At 47.2% G+C, this 18039-nt stretch carries 13 protein-coding genes; 3 read left to right on the forward strand and 10 right to left on the reverse strand.

Annotation, left to right across the window (positions count from 1 at the left end; translation table 11 throughout):
* Positions 1–7: 7 nt before the first annotated feature.
* The 5 genes from accB to MTR11_RS22515 all read right to left on the reverse strand — a co-directional run bounded on the left by accB (position 8) and on the right by MTR11_RS22515 (position 5968).
* Entirely contained in the window at positions 8–472 is a 465-nt protein-coding gene (gene accB, locus MTR11_RS22495; RefSeq protein WP_005397840.1) for an acetyl-CoA carboxylase biotin carboxyl carrier protein, read from the reverse strand.
* Positions 473–533: 61 nt separating this feature from the next.
* The gene (gene aroQ / locus MTR11_RS22500) at positions 534–983 is read right to left on the reverse strand and encodes a type II 3-dehydroquinate dehydratase (RefSeq protein WP_243328443.1); all 450 of its coding nucleotides are present in this window, start codon (positions 981–983) and stop codon (positions 534–536) included.
* Between the two features lie 303 nt (positions 984–1286).
* Positions 1287–3239 (reverse strand): acetate--CoA ligase, encoded by a 1953-nt coding sequence (gene acs / locus MTR11_RS22505; protein WP_006742998.1) that lies wholly within the window; start codon positions 3237–3239, stop codon positions 1287–1289.
* A 237-nt stretch (positions 3240–3476) separates the two neighbouring features.
* The gene (locus MTR11_RS22510) at positions 3477–4106 is read right to left on the reverse strand and encodes a 3'-5' exonuclease (protein ID WP_046874662.1); all 630 of its coding nucleotides are present in this window, start codon (positions 4104–4106) and stop codon (positions 3477–3479) included.
* Positions 4107–4141: 35 nt separating this feature from the next.
* On the reverse strand, positions 4142–5968 hold the full coding sequence (locus tag MTR11_RS22515; RefSeq protein WP_046874661.1) for a DUF294 nucleotidyltransferase-like domain-containing protein: 1827 nt from the start codon (positions 5966–5968) through the stop codon (positions 4142–4144).
* A 230-nt stretch (positions 5969–6198) separates the two neighbouring features.
* Here MTR11_RS22515 and MTR11_RS22520 point away from each other — a divergent pair, with 230 nt between their 5' ends.
* Entirely contained in the window at positions 6199–7386 is a 1188-nt protein-coding gene (locus tag MTR11_RS22520; RefSeq protein WP_005397849.1) for a 3-phenylpropionate MFS transporter, read from the forward strand.
* Between the two features lie 134 nt (positions 7387–7520).
* Complete coding sequence (locus MTR11_RS22525; protein ID WP_243328444.1) at positions 7521–10952, forward strand: PAS-domain containing protein; 3432 nt, start codon at positions 7521–7523, stop codon at positions 10950–10952.
* Between the two features lie 94 nt (positions 10953–11046).
* On the opposite strand, the gene MTR11_RS22530 is transcribed toward MTR11_RS22525, so the two are convergent.
* The 5 genes from MTR11_RS22530 to MTR11_RS22550 form a co-directional block, all read right to left on the reverse strand.
* Complete coding sequence (locus tag MTR11_RS22530) at positions 11047–12432, reverse strand: class II fumarate hydratase (protein ID WP_243328445.1); 1386 nt, start codon at positions 12430–12432, stop codon at positions 11047–11049.
* 17 nt (positions 12433–12449) lie between these two features.
* On the reverse strand, positions 12450–12827 hold the full coding sequence (locus tag MTR11_RS22535; protein WP_005382370.1) for a hypothetical protein: 378 nt from the start codon (positions 12825–12827) through the stop codon (positions 12450–12452).
* A 201-nt stretch (positions 12828–13028) separates the two neighbouring features.
* Positions 13029–13511, reverse strand: a complete 483-nt coding sequence (locus tag MTR11_RS22540; RefSeq protein ID WP_012841321.1) for a hypothetical protein — start codon at positions 13509–13511, stop codon at positions 13029–13031.
* A gap of 256 nt (positions 13512–13767) precedes the next feature.
* The gene (locus MTR11_RS22545; RefSeq protein ID WP_005397550.1) at positions 13768–15495 is read right to left on the reverse strand and encodes a sodium:solute symporter family protein; all 1728 of its coding nucleotides are present in this window, start codon (positions 15493–15495) and stop codon (positions 13768–13770) included.
* A 12-nt stretch (positions 15496–15507) separates the two neighbouring features.
* Entirely contained in the window at positions 15508–15771 is a 264-nt protein-coding gene (locus tag MTR11_RS22550; protein WP_005397548.1) for a DUF4212 domain-containing protein, read from the reverse strand.
* 520 nt (positions 15772–16291) lie between these two features.
* On the opposite strand from MTR11_RS22550, the gene MTR11_RS22555 reads away from it, so the two are divergent.
* Entirely contained in the window at positions 16292–18037 is a 1746-nt protein-coding gene (locus MTR11_RS22555; protein WP_005397543.1) for a potassium/proton antiporter, read from the forward strand.
* Positions 18038–18039: the final 2 nt, after the last annotated feature.

The raw sequence follows: 18039 nt of genomic DNA on the forward strand, positions 1-18039 counted from the left end.
GCCCCGCTTATTCGATTACAACAAGAGGTTGGTCGAATTCAACTGGTTGGCCGTCTTCAGCTAGGATCGCTGTAACAACGCCAGATTTGTCCGCTTCGATTTGGTTCATCATTTTCATTGCTTCAACAATACATAGCGTATCGCCAGCATTTACTTTCTGACCCACTTCTACGAATGCTTTAGAGTCTGGGCTTGGAGAACGGTAGAAAGTACCAACCATTGGAGAAAGAACTTGGTGACCTGCAGGCGTTGCAGCTGCTGGAGCTTCTGCTGCTGGCGCTTCTGCTACTGGTGCCGCTGCTGCTGGAGCAGGTGCCGCTACTGGAGCTGCTGCGTAGTGAACTGGTGCTTGAGGGGCTGCAGTGCCGTGACGACTGATGCGTACTGACTCTTCACCTTCAGAAATCTCTAGCTCAGCAATGCCAGACTCTTCAACTAACTCAATTAGCTTCTTGATTTTACGAATATCCATCTTTTCTTTCTCTTTTATCTTGTGATTAAGACAACCCTCGTGGGGTTGCAGAGTGTTAGGGTTACTTTGCCTGTAGCTTATTAATCGCGGCAGACAGAGCGAATTCATAACCTTGTGCGCCTAAACCGCAAATCACGCCTTCTGCTTTATCTGACAGATAAGAGTGATGACGAAATGGTTCACGTGCGTGCACATTTGATAAGTGCACCTCAATAAATGGGATGGCGACGCCAAGTAATGCATCTCGCAGTGCCACACTGGTATGAGTGAAAGCCGCTGGATTGATGATGATGAAGTCAATCTTGCCATAAGCAGCATGAATGGCTTCAATCAGTTCGTACTCACGATTTGATTGTAGGTGCTCCAGTTCCACCCCTGCGTTATGAGCTTGCTTCGTAAGAGCATTCACAACTTGTGCTAGGGTGCTGTGACCATAGTGTGTCGGTTCGCGCAGACCCAATAGGTTAAGATTTGGTCCGTTTAGAACAAGAATCCGTGACTTTGCAGACATTATGTTGCTATCTTCCCTTATCGTGAGTGGAACGTTTATATTCCCAAATATACGATAGTTCAGCACGATTTTTTTGTTAAAACCGAGCAAATTTTAAAAAATCGACCAAGATTATAGCTAATTCATAGCAATTAGCAGCAATTTACTGGTCTAATCTCCTAATAGCCACCTTCGTTTCTGTAACCAAGTTAACAAAAACAACATAATTGCCATGTTCTTTGTGTGGCTAATTTGTGCGCAAAAGCAAAAAACCGCCATGAGTGATGGCGGTTTTTAAAGTGCTTTTAAAACAGTTGGTTGAATTTATGCCAATTCTGCTTTCTCTGCGATGAGTTTGTCTACCACGCTCGGATCGGCAAGCGTTGACGTGTCTCCGAGGTTGCTTGTATCGCCCGTTGCAATCTTACGCAGGATTCGACGCATTATCTTACCAGAGCGAGTCTTCGGTAAGGAGTCTGTCCAGTGCAGTACATCTGGTGTCGCGATTGGACCAATCTCTTTACGCACCCAATCTTTAACTTCTTTGTGCAGCTCAGCTGACGGGAATTCACCATCGTTCAATGTAATGTAAGCGTAGATAGCTTGGCCTTTGATGTCATGTGGAATACCAACAATCGCCGCTTCTGCAATCTTGTGGTGCGCCACTAGCGCTGATTCAATTTCAGCGGTACCCATACGGTGACCCGACACGTTTAGTACGTCATCAACACGGCCAGTGATCCAGTAGTAGCCGTCTTCGTCACGACGCGCACCATCACTGGTGAAGTACATACCCTTAAAGGTTGAGAAATAGGTCTGTTCAAAGCGCTCATGGTCGCCGTAAACCGTGCGCATCTGGCCTGGCCAAGAATCAAGGATAACCAAGTTACCTTCAGCAACGGTATCTTCAAGAATGTTGCCCATATTATCGACAAGAGCAGGCTGGACGCCGAAGAATGGGCGAGTCGCAGAGCCTGGTTTTAGATCGGTTGCCCCTGGTAGTGGCGCAATCAAGATGCCGCCAGTTTCCGTTTGCCACCAAGTATCGACGATAGGTGAGTTCTCGTTACCAATCGTTTTGTAGTACCACTCCCACGCCTCTGGGTTGATTGGTTCGCCCACTGAGCCCATGATGCGCAGGCTTGAACGAGATGTGCCTGCAACCGCTTCATCACCTTTTGCCATTAGCGCACGAATCGCGGTTGGGGCGGTGTATAGAATGTTGACTTGGTGTTTATCAACCACTTCACTCATTCGGCTTGTGCTTGGGTAGTTTGGTACACCTTCGAATAAGATGGTCTTCGCCCCATTTGCAAGTGGACCGTAGATTAGGTAAGTGTGACCGGTAATCCAACCCACGTCCGCGGTACACCAGAAGGTTTCGCCTGGTTGGTAATCGAACACATATTTAAAGGTCATCGCCGCGTAGACGAGGTAACCACCGGTCGTGTGTAGTACACCTTTAGGTTTGCCTGTTGAACCTGAAGTGTAAAGGATGAAGAGCGGATCTTCGGCTTTCATCTCTTCTGGTGGGCAAACGTCAGAAACGTTAGCTGTTGCTTCGTGCCACCAAACATCACGGTGTTCATGCCATTCGACATCACCACCTGTACGTTTAAGCACCAACACTTTATTGATGGTTTTTACGTCTGGGTTAGTTAGTGCTTCGTCCACGTTCTTTTTCAGTGGAACGGCACGCCCGCCGCGCACGCCTTCATCAGCGGTGATCACGACTTTTGCGTCAGAGTCGATGATACGGCCAGAGAGAGCTTCTGGTGAGAAACCGCCAAATACAACGGTATGAACCGCGCCGATGCGGGTACAAGCGAGCATAGCCACTGCGGCTTCTGGCACCATTGGCATGTATAAACACACCACGTCGCCTTTACGTACGCCTTGCTCTTTCAATGCGTTGGAGAACTTACACACTTCTTTGTGCAGTTCGTTGAAAGTGAGTGTTTTGTCGTCGGCTGGATCATCGCCTTCCCAGATGATTGCGACGTCATCCCCGTGTTCTGCGAGATGACGGTCAATACAGTTAGCCGAGACGTTCAGTGTGCCGTCTTCAAACCAACGAATGTCGACATGACCAGTATCGAAAGAGGTGCTTTTTACTTTGGTGAAAGGTTTGATCCAATCAACGATTTTGCCGTGTTCGTTCCAGAAGCCCTCTGGATCGGTTACCGACTGCTGATACATGGCTAAGTAAGTATCATTATCCGCGTGTGTATGTGTTTTAATATTTTCTTTTACCGGATAAACGTGGGCTTCGCTCATGGCTTCTCTCCTTGTGCCTTATTTCTCGGCCTTACACCAATCTAGATAAGATTTTGAATATGTTTTTGTAGGGCTGTTTTTTGGTTCTAAATAACTTGGTCGTGGTAATGACGACGTTGTGCTTATAACTGTCAGTCACTGCGCGTATTTCCACAATTAGACTTTAGGATGAGAGTGAGGGAAGCGCCGTGAAATCGCTGAAACAAAAGTATTTCTGGGAGCTAGGTCAACTGATTTTTATGTATACGGCGCGGTTAGGTTGGGCAAATCGCCTTTCGTTAAGCGAACAAAGACCAAAGCGGCAGAAATCGCATCTTGTAAAGCGTCGTGTTTATCTTGGATAGGAAGTTCGAGGTGTTTACAAATGGCATCCAGACTTAAGTCGAAATAGGCATTCGGCAAATGTCTTTCCAGCTTGTCGTGATAAATCTGACTGACCTCGATGAGCGGGTTAGGAAGTGGGAAGCCAAGTTGCCTCAGACAAGCAAGGTCTAAAATCTTTTTATCGTAACGAATGTGATAACCGACAAGTGGTCGGTTGCCGATGAAGTCGAGCAGCTCGAGCAGCGCCTCTTTTTCGCTAATCCCGTCGACTAAGTCTTGGTGGCGAATTCGATGAATTTTGACTGAGCCAGAATCGAGCGATTGCGGCGCGCGTAAGCGGACTTCAAATGGTTGACTAGTGATGATGCGGTTGTCGATGATCTTCGTGGCCGCAATGGTCACCAACTCGGCGTGATTTGGATCAAGGCTGGTGGTTTCGCAGTCGAGCGAAACGTATTCCGTTTTATCGGGCGTGCAAAAAAGCGACTGATAAGGAGAGCCTTTCAGTTTGTAGTGCCAGTATTTGCGTTGTAACCAGTTCATTGCCTACGCCTCTGTATGATTTATGAAAATCATGGTTAATCACGAATTTGATAGTGGAAGCCTAAAAATTGCTTAAATTTTTTCACTACATGTAAGCTGTGGCGAAGTAAATCACGCTCGGTTCTATCCAGTTGTTTAATATCAATGTTATTCAATGCTTCTTGCTTTTTGAGTTGTTGATTAAGGCGAACCTTAAAGAACAATTTCAGTGCTTCGTTGAGGTTATCTGCCGTTTCAGGCTCTAAGATGCGTTTTTTCCGAAGTGCTTCAATGCGCTCAAACGTGTTCTTCTCCTCAATGGCATATTCCAAAGACAAGGTGCGAATGCCGTGCACAATTGGGAAAATGCCGCCGCGTTTAATATCTAACCCGTCCTTAGCACTTTTTACGTTGCCAAACAGAGTTAGGGGCACAGAAAACTGCAAGGCAGGGCGAGTAAAATCAGACAGTATCAACATGCGATCTTTCATTGTGTCGCGAAGGTGGGTCGCGATTGGAGCCAGCAGTTCGCGATTTCCCGCAACAGCATGGGCGTCACTGAAAATGGCTAAGTCCATGATTTGTTGTGGTTCGGCTTTGGCTATCCAGCGGTCTAAGGTGTTTATCCACTCTTGCTGCGTTTTGACCCATTTCGGGTTGTTGACCATGACTTTACCCGGGCAAAGTGGATAACCGAGCTGTTGTAGAGTGTGCGTGAAGGATTGCATCACTTGTTCGCAATGAGGCCATTCCAAACCATCTTGAATAATTAGAGCATTGTCTTGGTCTGTCTTGAGAATTTGTTCTCCTCGACCTTCTGAGCCGAGTACGATTAAGCAGCAATGATCGTGCAAGGCTGGTGGAACCACTAACTCGAACGCTTTTTCGATAATTTGCTCGTTCACGGCGGAAATCAGCTCCATGATAAAGCGAGTGCGGATGCCGTTTCTCAATAAGCTCTCGACCAATTGACGTTGGCGGTTTGAGGCTAATGCGAGCTCTTCAACACTGCTTGCTCTGGCAATACTGAGCGTTAACACGTGAGAGTGGGTGGAGAACGCGCTGAGAATTTGGGTCATATCCAGCATGCCGACGGCTTGGTTGCCATCACATACCATGAGACGCTTCATTCGATTTCGGGTCATGGTGATCATGGCATTGAACAAAAAGTCACCATCATCAACGTGATAGACAGGAAAGGTGGCGATATCACCGACAGGGGTATTGAGTGCGCAGCCATTTAACATCACGGAGTGCAGCATGTTGGTGCGCGTCACGATGGCGTATGGATGAGCCGAAGGCCATTTTTCTAATCGCGGATCGTCATCATTGAGTTTGACAAGTGCTGCATCGATCCCATTTGCTTTTAGGGTGTGCGTCACCTCGTTAATCGGCGTATTTGGCTCAAGGATCATCGGTGGGTGATAAATGCTGCGGTCCACTTTGGTGAGGATAAACTCTGCCAAGTTTTGTTGTTGGTGAGCGGCTTCGATGAGCTCTTGTCGCTTTGATAAATTGTTATCGAAATAGGCCGCAAACTGACCATTCTCGTTGTAAAGCGCCAGAAAGACGTCTTTCGGTAGCAGATAGGAGAGCGTGTCTTCAAGTGCGATGTATTGATGACGTACGTTGTCTTCAAGTAACGAGCGCACATCAAACATATCGTCGTTGGCATAATGCGCGAACACTTCCTGCTGATCTTGGGAGCGCTCTTCTACCGCGCCTTTGATCAGAATATGCAAGTGAGGGTTCTTCTGTCCGCAAGATAAAATTACATCTCGAGCTCGATAGTAGGCAACGTCCAGAGACGAGCGCAGTCGTGTCTGTTGTGCTTCGGTTAAGCGGTCGAACGGTGGAGATTGCATGTTAAATTTGTCAGGCATGAGAACACCCAATGATGGAAGGAACACTCTCTAAGTCTGACAAATTTCCTACCGGAAGCCAGACGACTTTGGTCTAAATCACGATGATTTCGCTTTAAGATGGCCAATGTCGCAAAGTTAGTATTCCATCGAGGAAACGATAAGTTGCCTATTCTTCCCTTTTTATAATACGCATAGCGATCCATAATTCCCGGTTCGAACGTTGATGTTCCCGTTTTAGGATATTAGTAATGTTGAAACCTTCTCCGTATGGCTGGATTTCCCAGTACTTTCTCGGATTCTTCTTTGCGTATGGCGTATATCTGCCATTTTGGTCACTTTGGTTTAAGGAGCAAGGTGTCTCTTCGACCGACATCGGTTTGCTAGTTGGGTTAGGTCTTGCGACACGTTGTGTCGCCAATATCGTGATCACCCCACGAGTGCACAAAGTTGAACACCTTATGCCTGCTTTACGTTGGTTGAGTTTCGCTGCCCTCCTTTTTGTTGGATTTCACTTTTTTACAGGTGGCAGTTTTTGGTTAATGGCGTTAGCGACGGTGCTATTTAACCTCTGTTGTGGACCGATTGTTCCATTATCGGATGCGATGGCAAACTACTACGCTCGTCTGAAAATGCTCGACTACGGCCGTACGCGCTTATGGGGCTCGATCGCCTTTATCGCGGGTTCGACGGCCGTGGGTTATCTGGTGGCTGAATTTGGCTCTGATATGATCTTGTACACGGCGATGGCCGGGGTATTAGTTTCGTTGCTATTTTCAATGCGTATGACTAACCCGATGCCCGTTACGCTTGGTGGGCAAAGCGCGGAGCGTCCAAAACTGAGTGCTCTTTTGACTGACAAGCCGATACTTAAATTCTTAGTGTTGGTGTCATTAATTCAGGGCAGTCATGCGGCTTACTACGGTTTTAGCGCTATTCACTGGAAAGCCGCAGGTCATTCGGAAGATGTGATTGGCTATCTGTGGAGCTTGGGTGTTGCAGCCGAAGTGGCAGTGTTTGCGCTGAGCAAGCGTTTATTTGTCGGTTGGTCAATGCGCGCGTTATTTGTTGTTGCTGCCGTTGGTGTGATGATGCGTTGGGGCATTACGGCATCGACAACGTCGATTGTTGCTTTGGTGATTGTTCAATTATTGCATGGCGTGACATTCGCAACGGCACACATTGCTGCGATTCAATATATCCAAAACTCGGAAGAGAATAAGATAGTGGCGCTGCAAGCATTGTATAACGCGATTCCTCTAGGCGCATTCATCGCACTGATGACCGTGTTGAGCGGTTGGGGTTATGAGCACTGGGGACCACTTGTGTTCTGGGGCATGGCCGCGATGGGTTTATTGGCATTGTTCATCAAGCTCGAACCACAAGAGCCACATCATGTGGTCGATGTATCAGACAAGTCACTGGAAACACAGAATTAGACTTCTGTGACAAAGGTTAAAAACTAAGCTTTGTCTCCGTTGTGAAAGCAGTGTTAAATGAAACCTCTCCCTAATGGAGAGGTTTTTTTATTCTCTTGCTTTAAAACGGCAAGAAAGGCAAGAAAGGATATCGGATGCAAGGATGGCTGGTGGTTCCCGTTTCTTTGGCGTATTTGGGAGCCTTATTTATCATCGCGTGGTACGGCGACATTCAGAAAAGGTGGTTAGCACGCTGGCGGCCGTGGATTTATAGCCTTTCCATTGCGGTGTACTGTACATCGTGGACCTTCTACGGCACGGTCGGGCAGGCCAGCACTAACCCTTGGTCTTTCTTGCCCATCTATATTGCCCCCATTTTAGTGTTTACCATCGGATGGCGCGTTTTAGCTCGGCTTATTTTGATTGCTAAACGGGAACACATCACGTCGATTGCTGATTTTATCGGAGCTCGTTACGGCAAATCTCAAGGTTTGGCCGTAGTCGTTACACTCATTGCGGTTGCGGGAATTTTGCCGTACATCGCTTTGCAGTTGCGTGGTATCACCATGGGGCTAGAAATCATTGCCCCAGAACTGGCTACCGATTTTGGTTATCAAAACGATAGCGTGTCGTGGTTTGTCGTGGTCGCACTGGCAATTTTTACCATGCTATTTGGTACCCGGCACATTGATAACACGGAACACCATCGTGGGATGATGATGGCGATTGCCTTCGAATCGATTATCAAACTGTTGGCGTTTTTAGTAGTCGGTGTATTCATTGTTTGGTTGGCGATGAACACCGAGAATTTGAGCTTAGTTGACGTTGCCACACAGACGTATCAGTCACCAAACATCCCTACCATATTGATTCATACCGTACTCACGATGCTGGCGATTGTTTGTCTTCCACGACAATTCCATACGATGGTAGTGGAAAATGAACGCGCGCAAGATTTGCATGTTGCTCGTTGGTTGTTTCCCATTTATCTGATCTTGATGGGGATTTTTGTTTTACCTATTGCGTGGGTAGGGCAAGGTTTGTTGAGTGGTGCTTCGCCTGATACTTATGTGATCAGTGTGCCGATGTCGGTAGGGGCGAGTGAAATCGCTTTGCTTGCATTTTTAGGCGGCACTTCGGCGGCCAGTGGCATGGTTATCGTGTCGACGATTGCCTTAGCGATCATGGTATCGAACGACTTGGTTATGCCACTACTGTTGCGTCGCATGCGATTGACGCAGCGTAACCATCATCACTTCTCTGAATTATTACTGCGGATCCGCCGTGGTCTGATTTTAGTCCTACTAATTGGCGCTTGGGGTTTTTATCAAGCGTTAGATACCATTCACTCACTCTCAGCGATCGGCTTTCTCTCATTTGCGGCGATCACGCAATTCGCGCCTGCGCTGGTGGGCGGTATGTACTGGCGTCAAGGGAATAAGAAAGGTGTGTATGTTGGCTTGGCGGTAGGCTTTACCATTTGGCTGATTACGTTAATGAGCCAAACGGACATGCTTGCCGGGAATGCCAGTAACAACTTTTTGATTTGGTTGATCACCCCACCAGAGTTATTGGCTGGCTTTGACATTGCGATTTCAGATTGGGGGATGATCCTCAGCGTGGTCGCCAATGCAGTGTGTTTTGTCGTAGTTTCTATGACTACACGACCAAGCCTAAGTGAGCGCTTACAATCGGCGTCATTCGTTGGTACGCCACTGCCTGAAAGCGAAAACATGAGCCTATACCAGAGTCGTGTTACGGTTGCTGAACTAGAAATGCTAGCGTCTAGGTTTGTTGGGCGAACGCGAGTAAAAGCGGCTTTTCAAGCGTATTGGAGCCAGCAACGAGAAGAGCTAATGCCGAATCAGCAGGCGCCATCTTCTCTGATTCGACATACCGAACGTGTATTAGCCGGGGTATTCGGCGCTTCTTCTGCTAAGTTAGTACTCACTTCTGCGTTGCAGGGAAGAAACATGCAGCTTGAAGAGGTGGCGACTATCGTCGATGAAGCCTCTGAACTGTACGATTTTAGCCGAGGCCTACTTCAGGGGGCGATTGAACATATCGGCCAAGGTATTGCGGTGGTCGATAAGCAATTACGCTTGGTGGCTTGGAACCAACGCTACTTAGAACTCTTTGAATTTCCGCCAGGCTTGATCCAAGTTGGGCGACCGATTGCGGATGTGATTCGGCACAATGCAGAGCAAGGTTTATGTGGACCAGGCGATCCTGATGACCACGTCCGTCGTCGCGTTTATCACCTTGAGCAAGGGACTCGGCACACCTCTTCTCGGGTTCGTCCCGATGGTCGCGTGATTGAGGTACAAGGTAACCCAATGCCAGGTGGTGGCTTTGTGATGAGCTTTACCGACATCACTGTATTCCGTGATGCAGAGCAAGCGCTGAAAGACGCAAACGAGACATTGGAAGAAAGGGTGCGTCTGCGGACTCGGGAATTAGAACAACTCAATAAACAGCTAGTGGCAGCGACGCAACGCTCCGATTTGGAATCGAAGTCCAAATCACGGTTCTTGGCGGCAGTAAGCCATGACTTGATGCAGCCACTCAACGCTGCGCGCCTGTTCGCTTCTTCATTGTCGGAAGTAGCCAAAGACAGCGAAGCTAAAAAGCTGTCAGCACACATTGAGAGTGCTTTAGAGGCAGCCGAAGACCTGATAGGAGATTTGCTGGATATCTCGCGCTTGGAGTCGGGCAAGCTGGAAGTCAATATGCACGGTTTTGCGTTAAACGATGTGTTGTCGAATTTGAATGCGGAGTTCAGCGCATTAGCCAAGCAACAAGGTATAACATTCACCATGATTCCATCCTCACTCATGGTGAAATCGGATCCCAAACTGCTGCGCCGTGTGGTGCAAAACTTCCTGACCAATGCGTTTCGTTATAACCCGAATGGCAAAGTGGCGCTCGGTGTTCGCCGTGTCAAAGGGCGAGTGCGTATTGATGTGTGGGACAACGGTGTAGGTATTGAAGAAGAGAAGCAGCAAGAGATCTTTGAAGAGTTTAATCGCGGAACTCAAGTTCGTTCCGACCAAGGTCTCGGGCTTGGTTTGGCGATTTCCAAGGGAATTGCTCAAGTGCTCGGGCATGAAATTTCGATGCGTTCTTGGGTCGGGAAAGGCAGTGTCTTTTCTATCACGCTTGATAAAGCCGATCATGTGCAGCCGCACCCAGTTCAAGTCACGACAAGTAACCAATCTGAACTTGGTCATCTGAGAATCCTTTGTGTCGATAATGAGCCTGACATTCTAGTAGGTATGGAAAACTTACTGTCTCGATGGGGCTGCGATACGCGAGTTGCGACCGATTTGGTAGAAAGTCTACAAGCTCTCGAGGATGGTTGGATTCCGGACGTGATTTTTTCCGATTACCGACTTGATGATGGTCGTACTGGCTTGGAAGTGCTACAGCAATGTCGCTTGAGGCTAGGCAGCTGCTTTGAAGGTGTCATCATCAGCGCGGATCGCACCGATGATATGCTTGATGGCATCAAGGCAAATGGGTTCAGCTTTATTGCGAAGCCAGTTAAGCCGCTTAAATTGCGTTCGGTGCTCAACCGCGTCGCATAAATTTAGAGTGCTTTAGCGTTGCTATAAAAGAGACCTCCGAATGGAGGTCTCTGTGTTTGTAATCTTATTTTGGTTTGTAGGCTGAGTTTGCCGCTTATTCCGCGACGCCGCCTTGGGTTAGCTTCGCTGGATTAAGCAATCGTTCTAGCGTTGCTCTATCTAAATCGGTTTCTTCTTCTGCGACATCAATAATCGCACGCCCCTGCTTATAGGCTTTTTTCGCGACTTCTGCCGCTTTCAGGTAGCCAATGACCGGGTTGAGGGCCGTGACCAAAATTGGGTTTTTGGCGAGCGCTATATCCAAGTTATCTTGACGAACTTCAAATGTTGCAATGGCCTTATCGGCTAAAGCGGTTGCGCTGTTAGCGAGCAACTCGATGCTCTCCAATACGTTATGAGCAATGACAGGTAGCATGACGTTTAGTTGGAAGTTGCCTGCTTGGCCCGCGACGGTAATCGTGGTGTCATTACCAATGACTTGCGCTGATGCCATAGCTGCGGCTTCTGGGATCACAGGGTTTACTTTGCCAGGCATGATGGAAGAACCCGGTTGCAAGCCTTGTAATTCAATCTCACCTAAACCAGCCAATGGGCCTGAATTCATCCAGCGAAGATCGTTTGCGATCTTCATGATCGCAACTGCTGCTGTTTTGAGCTGTCCCGATAGGGCGACGATCGCATCTTGGCTGCTTAAATTGAAAAAGAAATTATCACTGGCTGTGAACTGAATACGAGTCGATTGTGTCAGGTTGCTAGCGAATAAGTCCGCAAAGCGTGGATCGGCATTGATCCCCGTTCCAACCGCCGTACCACCTTGGGCTAAGGCTTTTACCGCTGGCAGTGCTTGCTCAATCGCTTGCTTAGCATGGTCGATTTGGAACTGCCAACCGCCAAGCTCTTGAGCAAAGGTAATGGGCATCGCGTCCATTAAGTGAGTGCGCCCGGTTTTTACAACATCTTTCAGTGCTTGCTGCTTAGACTCTAGTGCTTGGCTGAGGTGTGACAAGGCCGGAAAGAGCTGTTTTTCAATGGCTAATGCTGCGCTAACTTGAATTGCGGTTGGCACCACATCGTTGCTGCTTTGTCCCATGTTGACGTGATCATTAGGACTGACGGTACCGCCTAGATGCTGTGAGGCCAGTGTTGCAATCACTTCATTCGCATTCATATTTGAGCTGGTGCCTGATCCGGTTTGAAATACATCAATTGGAAATTGCTCAATATGATTGCTCTCGATAATCGCCTGAGCTGCGTCAGCAATCGCATTAGCGATATCACCTTCAAGCAGCCCCAATTGTGCGTTGGTGAGTGCCGCAGCCTGCTTGATGTGTGCCAACGCTTGGATGAAGCCAGATGGCATCTTATGTTGACTGAATGAGAAGTTATCGACGGCACGCTGAGTTTGGGCTTGGTAGAGTGCATCTGCTGGGACTTTCACTTCGCCCATACTGTCAGTTTCTATGCGGAATTCGGTGCTCATGGTAGGGATCCTTTTGGTTAATCGAGTGAGATTTGAATCAGGCGTAATTGTTGTTGTAATGCGAGAAATTTCACGTCGCCTTGTTCAAACTGATAGTAATAGCGTTTGAGACAGAATAATGGCGTATGGATAGAATCGAGACAGACACGACGGAAGATGCGACTGCGAGTGGAGTCTTGAATTGCGTCTAGTAGATGGAAATAAACCTGACGCAAAAACAGCTCACACAACAATAGATTTTCTTCATCGGCATCGTGTTCATAGCAGGAAGACAACACCATTCCCCAATGAATATAGTCATGAATTACGTCTGGCTCAAAGCCGTGTGGTGCAGCGAGAAGGAATCTATCTTGTGCTTTAAAAAATGCGTTGAAGATGTCCCGTTTGTTGTCCATAACCACCTCTCATTTAATGTAATGATAATTATTATCAATCAAGTGGCGAGTTGGCAACCATTTTCAGAGTAAGAGGTTTGCAAAGAAAGCATTACAAAACAAAAAGCCGACGTAAAAGCGTCGGCAGGGAGGGAATTATTTAGTCCTGAGGTGACAATGAGGTATCGACGTTTTGGATATCGGTGTCTTTATCTGTGGCCATTACTCTGTAAATAAAGTTTCGTACTTCACAAACGCGGTTTGTGTTTCGCCGTAATAAAGTGTGCCTCCAGATTGAATGACGACTCTTAACCAACTTTCTGCGGATGCTGGTCTTGGTAAGGTAATGTACCAACTTTTTCCAGCCTGATCGGCGGGCTTCATATCAATCGGCTGAGCATTTTTCTCTTCGTCATTAACGATCGAAACTTTGACCCCTTCGAGTGGATAGGCGGCATTGAGTGACAATTCTAAGCCATTTTTCGTGAGCTGTTCTGAGCGAAACTTCACTTTAAAATCGCCATTTTCCATGTCACACAGTCCACTGGTGTAACGACAGTTAGACTTACTCGCGAGTTTGTAAGTTTCCCCTTCTTGTGCCGCGTGGGGTTTCTCGCTGAGTGCCATATCGGTGCCGAAGTAGGCGATCAAAGAAAGAATCGGCGCAATCAGCAGAGCGAGAATAAAGTGCTTGTTTTTGAACATAAAATACTAATTCCATCAATTATCTGTTCATTTTAACTGGCTAAAATCATTAATAACTTCGTTAATGACTTTGAAGGTAGAGCAACTAGCTTGCTGCAATCTTTGCCTTGTTCTAAACGATTGTTTCTGCGTTCCCCGAACATATAACCAATGCCATTCGTGTGCTTCCTTGCTACAGCTCAGGGAATCTAATTATTAGAATAAGTTAGGTGAATAAAAAAGCCCCAAGTGGGGCTTTTGTGGCTTGCGTTATATTTTAGTGATCCACGGCATCGCCTGCACCAACAGGGACACGAACGTGTTCAACAAGATCTTTAACTTCTTGAGGTGTTTCCGCTGTAACTTTCGATACCGCGAATGCCACGATGAAGTTAAATAGGGCGCCGATAGCACCAAACGCGTTTGGCTCAATACCTAGGAACCAGTTGGTTCCCCAGCTTTCTAGATATTTCCAGTCAGCAACGAATAGGATGCCTTTGTGCTGGAATACGTAGAACAGTGTGATACTGATACCGGCAATCATACCGGCGATTGCGCCTTCTTTATTGATGCCTTTGCTGAAGATACCCATCATCAACGCAGGGAAGATGGATGACGCAGCAAGACCAAAGGCGAGCGCCACCGTACCAGCGGCAAAGCCTGGAGGATTCAATCCGAGATAGCCTGCGGCTGCGATTGCCACCGCCATCGAGATTCGGCTGGCAAGCAGCTCCTTCTTCTCGGATATGTTCGGATTTATAACCCCTTTAATTAAGTCATGGGAAATCGCCGACGAAATAGCAAGCAACAGACCCGCTGCTGTCGATAGTGCTGCAGCGAGACCACCAGCGGCAACGAGTGCAATGACCCAGTTTGGTAGCTTAGCGATTTCTGGGTTTGCTAGTACCATGATGTCACGGTCAACTCGCAATTCATTGGTGTCAGGGTTTGAGGTGTACTCGATCAGGCCATCGCCATTCTTATCATCAAAGCCTAATAGACCTGTTGTTTCCCAGTTTTTGAACCAATCAGGGCGCTCATCATACGCAAGGTGTTGGCCCGGAGCTGGGTTAACGGTATCCATTAGGTTTAGACGAGCCATTGCTGATACTGCTGGCGCTGTTGTGTATAGAATAGCGATGAACACAAGTGCCCAGCCTGCAGAAGTACGCGCATCACGCACCTTAGGTACTGTAAAGAAACGGATGATAACGTGTGGTAGACCTGCAGTACCGATCATCAATGACATGGTGTAAACGAACATGTTTAGTGTGCTACCGCGAACCTGCGTAGTGTATTCACTAAAGCCGAGTTCGGTCACCACTTGGTCGAGCCTATCGAGAAGATAAACATCGGTGCCTTGAATGGTACTCCCGAGGCCAATCTGAGGTAGCGGGTTACCTGTAAGTTGCAGAGAGATAAAGATTGCAGGGATAGTGTAAGCAAGAATGAGTACGCAATATTGAGCAATCTGCGTGTAAGTGATGCCTTTCATACCGCCAAGTACGGCGTACATGAATACGATACACATACCAATCAGTAGGCCTGTTGAATAATCAACTTCTAGGAAGCGACCGAAGGCAACGCCAACGCCTTTCATCTGGCCGATAACATAAGTGACCGATGCGATGATAAGACAGATAACCGCCACGATACGTGCTGTGTTCGAGTAGAAGCGTTCACCAACAAACTCTGGCACCGTAAACTTACCAAACTTACGTAGATAAGGGGCGAGTAGTAGCGCAAGCAGTACGTAACCGCCCGTCCAACCCATTAGGAATACGGAGCCGCCGTAACCCATAAAGGCAATCAGACCCGCCATTGAGATGAACGATGCCGCCGACATCCAGTCAGCAGCGGTTGCCATACCGTTAGCGATTGGGTTTACCCCGCCACCTGCGACATAGAACTCTTTGGTTGACCCCGCACGCGCCCAGATCGCAATACCGATGTAGAGGACGAAGGTTGCACCAACAACCAAGTAGGTAATAGTTTTCAAATCCATCTGAGTTACTCCTTACTCATCTACGCCGAATTCACGGTCGATTTGGCGCATCTTCCATGCGTAATAGAAAATAATACCTAGGAAGGTGTAGATGGAGCCTTGCTGAGCAAACCAGAAACCAAGTTTGTATCCACCTAATTGAAATTGATTAAGTACGTCGACAAATAAAATGCCGCAGCCGAAAGACACTACGAACCAGATGACCATAAGGCCAATCATGAGCTTCACGTTTTTGTCCCAATAGGCTTTGGCTCTTTCTTCGCTTTCAAATGCCATTGCCGTCTCCTTACGATTGGTATTGTTGTTAAAAAAATGTTTCAACATGTACATTAGCAAGGTGTTGGCAAGAACTCTTTTCAACTTTAGTCGGGGTATAAAAAATAAAAAACTCCCGTGATATGGTCGCTTAGAGAAAAGTTAGGGTTATTTATCAATGTTAAAAAGCTGTTAAATTAGCCAAAGGTCTAAGGAGAGAAATGATAAAAAGCACGAATAAGAGACATGATTAATTTTTTCTTCATTGATTTTAGCGATCCTTAACAGAAACATTCTGCGTTCTTCTTTTTATCAATCAGCGACAAAATTGGCGTGAAGAATTCACAAGTAATTTATTTACATAAAGTTTTCGTACCAAATCACCGTTTTAGCGCACAATAAAGTAATATAACTGAGTCATTCTCGTACAACCTCGCGCTTTGGGACGGTTTAAGGAGGAGGCAGATTAAGGCATTAACTTATTAACGAAGTCGCCTTAGCTCATCACAAGCATATCGTTTTTCATTAAGGGAGGGTGAGAATGGACGCAGACACCATTAATAGTTTTTTTCTTATAGGTGCGTTGTTAATCGCACTTAGCGTTCTTTTAAGCCCAGTTTCCTCTAAGTTGGGAATCCCAATTCTTTTGGTATTTTTAGCCGTTGGAATGCTGGCGGGGGAAGACGGTTTAGGCGGTATTTTATTTGATAATTTTTCGATCGCTTACTTGGTCAGTAACCTCGCATTAGCCATCATTTTGCTCGATGGTGGTATGAGAACACGGGTTGCCAGCTTTAGGGTGGCGTTATGGCCTTCGGTGTCCTTGGCAACGTTTGGGGTTGCAATCACCACTATTTTGACCGGGCTGATGGCAACGTGGTTATTCGACTTAGACTTGCTGCAAGGTATATTAGTTGGTGCGATAGTCGGCTCCACTGATGCCGCTGCGGTTTTTTCTCTACTCAAAGGTCGTAGTCTTAACGAACGTGTTGGCTCAACGCTGGAAATTGAATCCGGCACCAATGATCCTATGGCGGTGTTTTTGACGGTTACTCTGATTGCTATTTTAGCGAACCCAGATGCAGATTTGAGTGTGGGCTTTTTGGCGCTCAGTTTTCTTAAGCAGTTTGGTATTGGCGCTTTACTCGGTTTTGCTGGTGGCTGGATTTTGTGGAAGGTCATCAATCGTAATCAATTGCCGGATGGCTTATATTCGATTTTAACCGTCAGTGGTGGCTTGCTGATTTTCGCTTTATCTAATGCATTAGGTGGCAGCGGTATTCTGTCAATTTATCTGGTTGGTTTACTGTTAGGTAATCGTCCAACACGTAGCCGCCATTCCATTCTTCATGTTCTAGATGGCATGACGTGGCTAGCTCAAATCGGTATGTTCCTCGTGCTTGGTTTATTGGTTACGCCTTCCAACTTGCTTTCTATTGCGTTGCCTGGTTTGGCGTTGGCCTTTGGGATGATTTTATTTGCCCGTCCAATCTCGGTTTGGATCGGTTTACTGCCATTCAAGAGTTTCACACCACGTGAAAAGTGGTTTGTTTCTTGGGTGGGCTTGCGCGGTGCTGTCCCAATCATTCTGGCGGTATTTCCAATGATGGCAGGATTGCCAGATGCGCAGTTGTACTTCAATTTGGCGTTTTTCGTGGTAATGGTCTCTTTGATTGTGCAAGGTGGCACATTGACTAAAGCGATGTCTCTGGCGAAGGTAGAGCTGCCTTCTAAACCTGAGCCAATTTCACGCACTGGTGTGGAGATTTACCCGACCAGTGAGTGGGAGCTGTTTATCTATAAACTTAAAGCGGATAAATGGTGTATTGGTGAACCATTGCGTAGTCTTTCGATGCCGGATGGAACGCGCATCGCCGCAGTATTTCGCAATAAGGCGTTATTGCATCCGTCAGGCAGCACGCGCCTCGAAGAAGACGATACCTTGTGTGTGTTGGCGCAAGAAAAGGATTTGGATGCTCTGAGCTTGCTATTCAGTGAAGCGCCTGAGAAAGCGTCATTGGCACGATTCTTTGGTGATTTCTTCCTAGATATTGAAGTGAACCTTGCCGATATCGCGATGATGTATGGCTTGAACTTGGGCGATGAGTCACTCGATAAAAGCTTAAGAAACCTTGTAGAAGAACAACTGGGAACTACACCAGTGTTAGGGGACCAATTCGAGTGGCAAGGCTTGCAGTGGATCATTGCCGATGTCGTTGACCAACAAGTCACCAAAGTAGGTATCCGTTTGCCAAGCGAGCAAAGCCTGCTCGCTGACGAGGAGTGAGC

Origin of the sequence: Vibrio sp. CCB-PB317, assembly GCF_022808245.1 — a bacterium.
Lineage (GTDB): Bacteria > Pseudomonadota > Gammaproteobacteria > Enterobacterales > Vibrionaceae > Vibrio > Vibrio diabolicus.

Bases quoted from the DNA above. Each gene is read 5' to 3' on its own strand.
- accB (WP_005397840.1), bottom strand. From the start codon at position 472: ATGGATATTCGTAAAATCAAGAAGCTAATTGAGTTAGTTGAAGAGTCT.
- aroQ (WP_243328443.1), bottom strand. From the start codon at position 983: ATGTCTGCAAAGTCACGGATTCTTGTTCTAAACGGACCAAATCTTAAC.
- acs (WP_006742998.1), bottom strand. From the start codon at position 3,239: ATGAGCGAAGCCCACGTTTATCCGGTAAAAGAAAATATTAAAACACAT.
- MTR11_RS22510 (WP_046874662.1), bottom strand. From the start codon at position 4,106: ATGAACTGGTTACAACGCAAATACTGGCACTACAAACTGAAAGGCTCT.
- MTR11_RS22515 (WP_046874661.1), bottom strand. From the start codon at position 5,968: ATGCCTGACAAATTTAACATGCAATCTCCACCGTTCGACCGCTTAACC.
- MTR11_RS22520 (WP_005397849.1), top strand. From the start codon at position 6,199: ATGTTGAAACCTTCTCCGTATGGCTGGATTTCCCAGTACTTTCTCGGA.
- MTR11_RS22525 (WP_243328444.1), top strand. From the start codon at position 7,521: ATGCAAGGATGGCTGGTGGTTCCCGTTTCTTTGGCGTATTTGGGAGCC.
- MTR11_RS22530 (WP_243328445.1), bottom strand. From the start codon at position 12,432: ATGAGCACCGAATTCCGCATAGAAACTGACAGTATGGGCGAAGTGAAA.
- MTR11_RS22535 (WP_005382370.1), bottom strand. From the start codon at position 12,827: ATGGACAACAAACGGGACATCTTCAACGCATTTTTTAAAGCACAAGAT.
- MTR11_RS22540 (WP_012841321.1), bottom strand. From the start codon at position 13,511: ATGTTCAAAAACAAGCACTTTATTCTCGCTCTGCTGATTGCGCCGATT.
- MTR11_RS22545 (WP_005397550.1), bottom strand. From the start codon at position 15,495: ATGGATTTGAAAACTATTACCTACTTGGTTGTTGGTGCAACCTTCGTC.
- MTR11_RS22550 (WP_005397548.1), bottom strand. From the start codon at position 15,771: ATGGCATTTGAAAGCGAAGAAAGAGCCAAAGCCTATTGGGACAAAAAC.
- MTR11_RS22555 (WP_005397543.1), top strand. From the start codon at position 16,292: ATGGACGCAGACACCATTAATAGTTTTTTTCTTATAGGTGCGTTGTTA.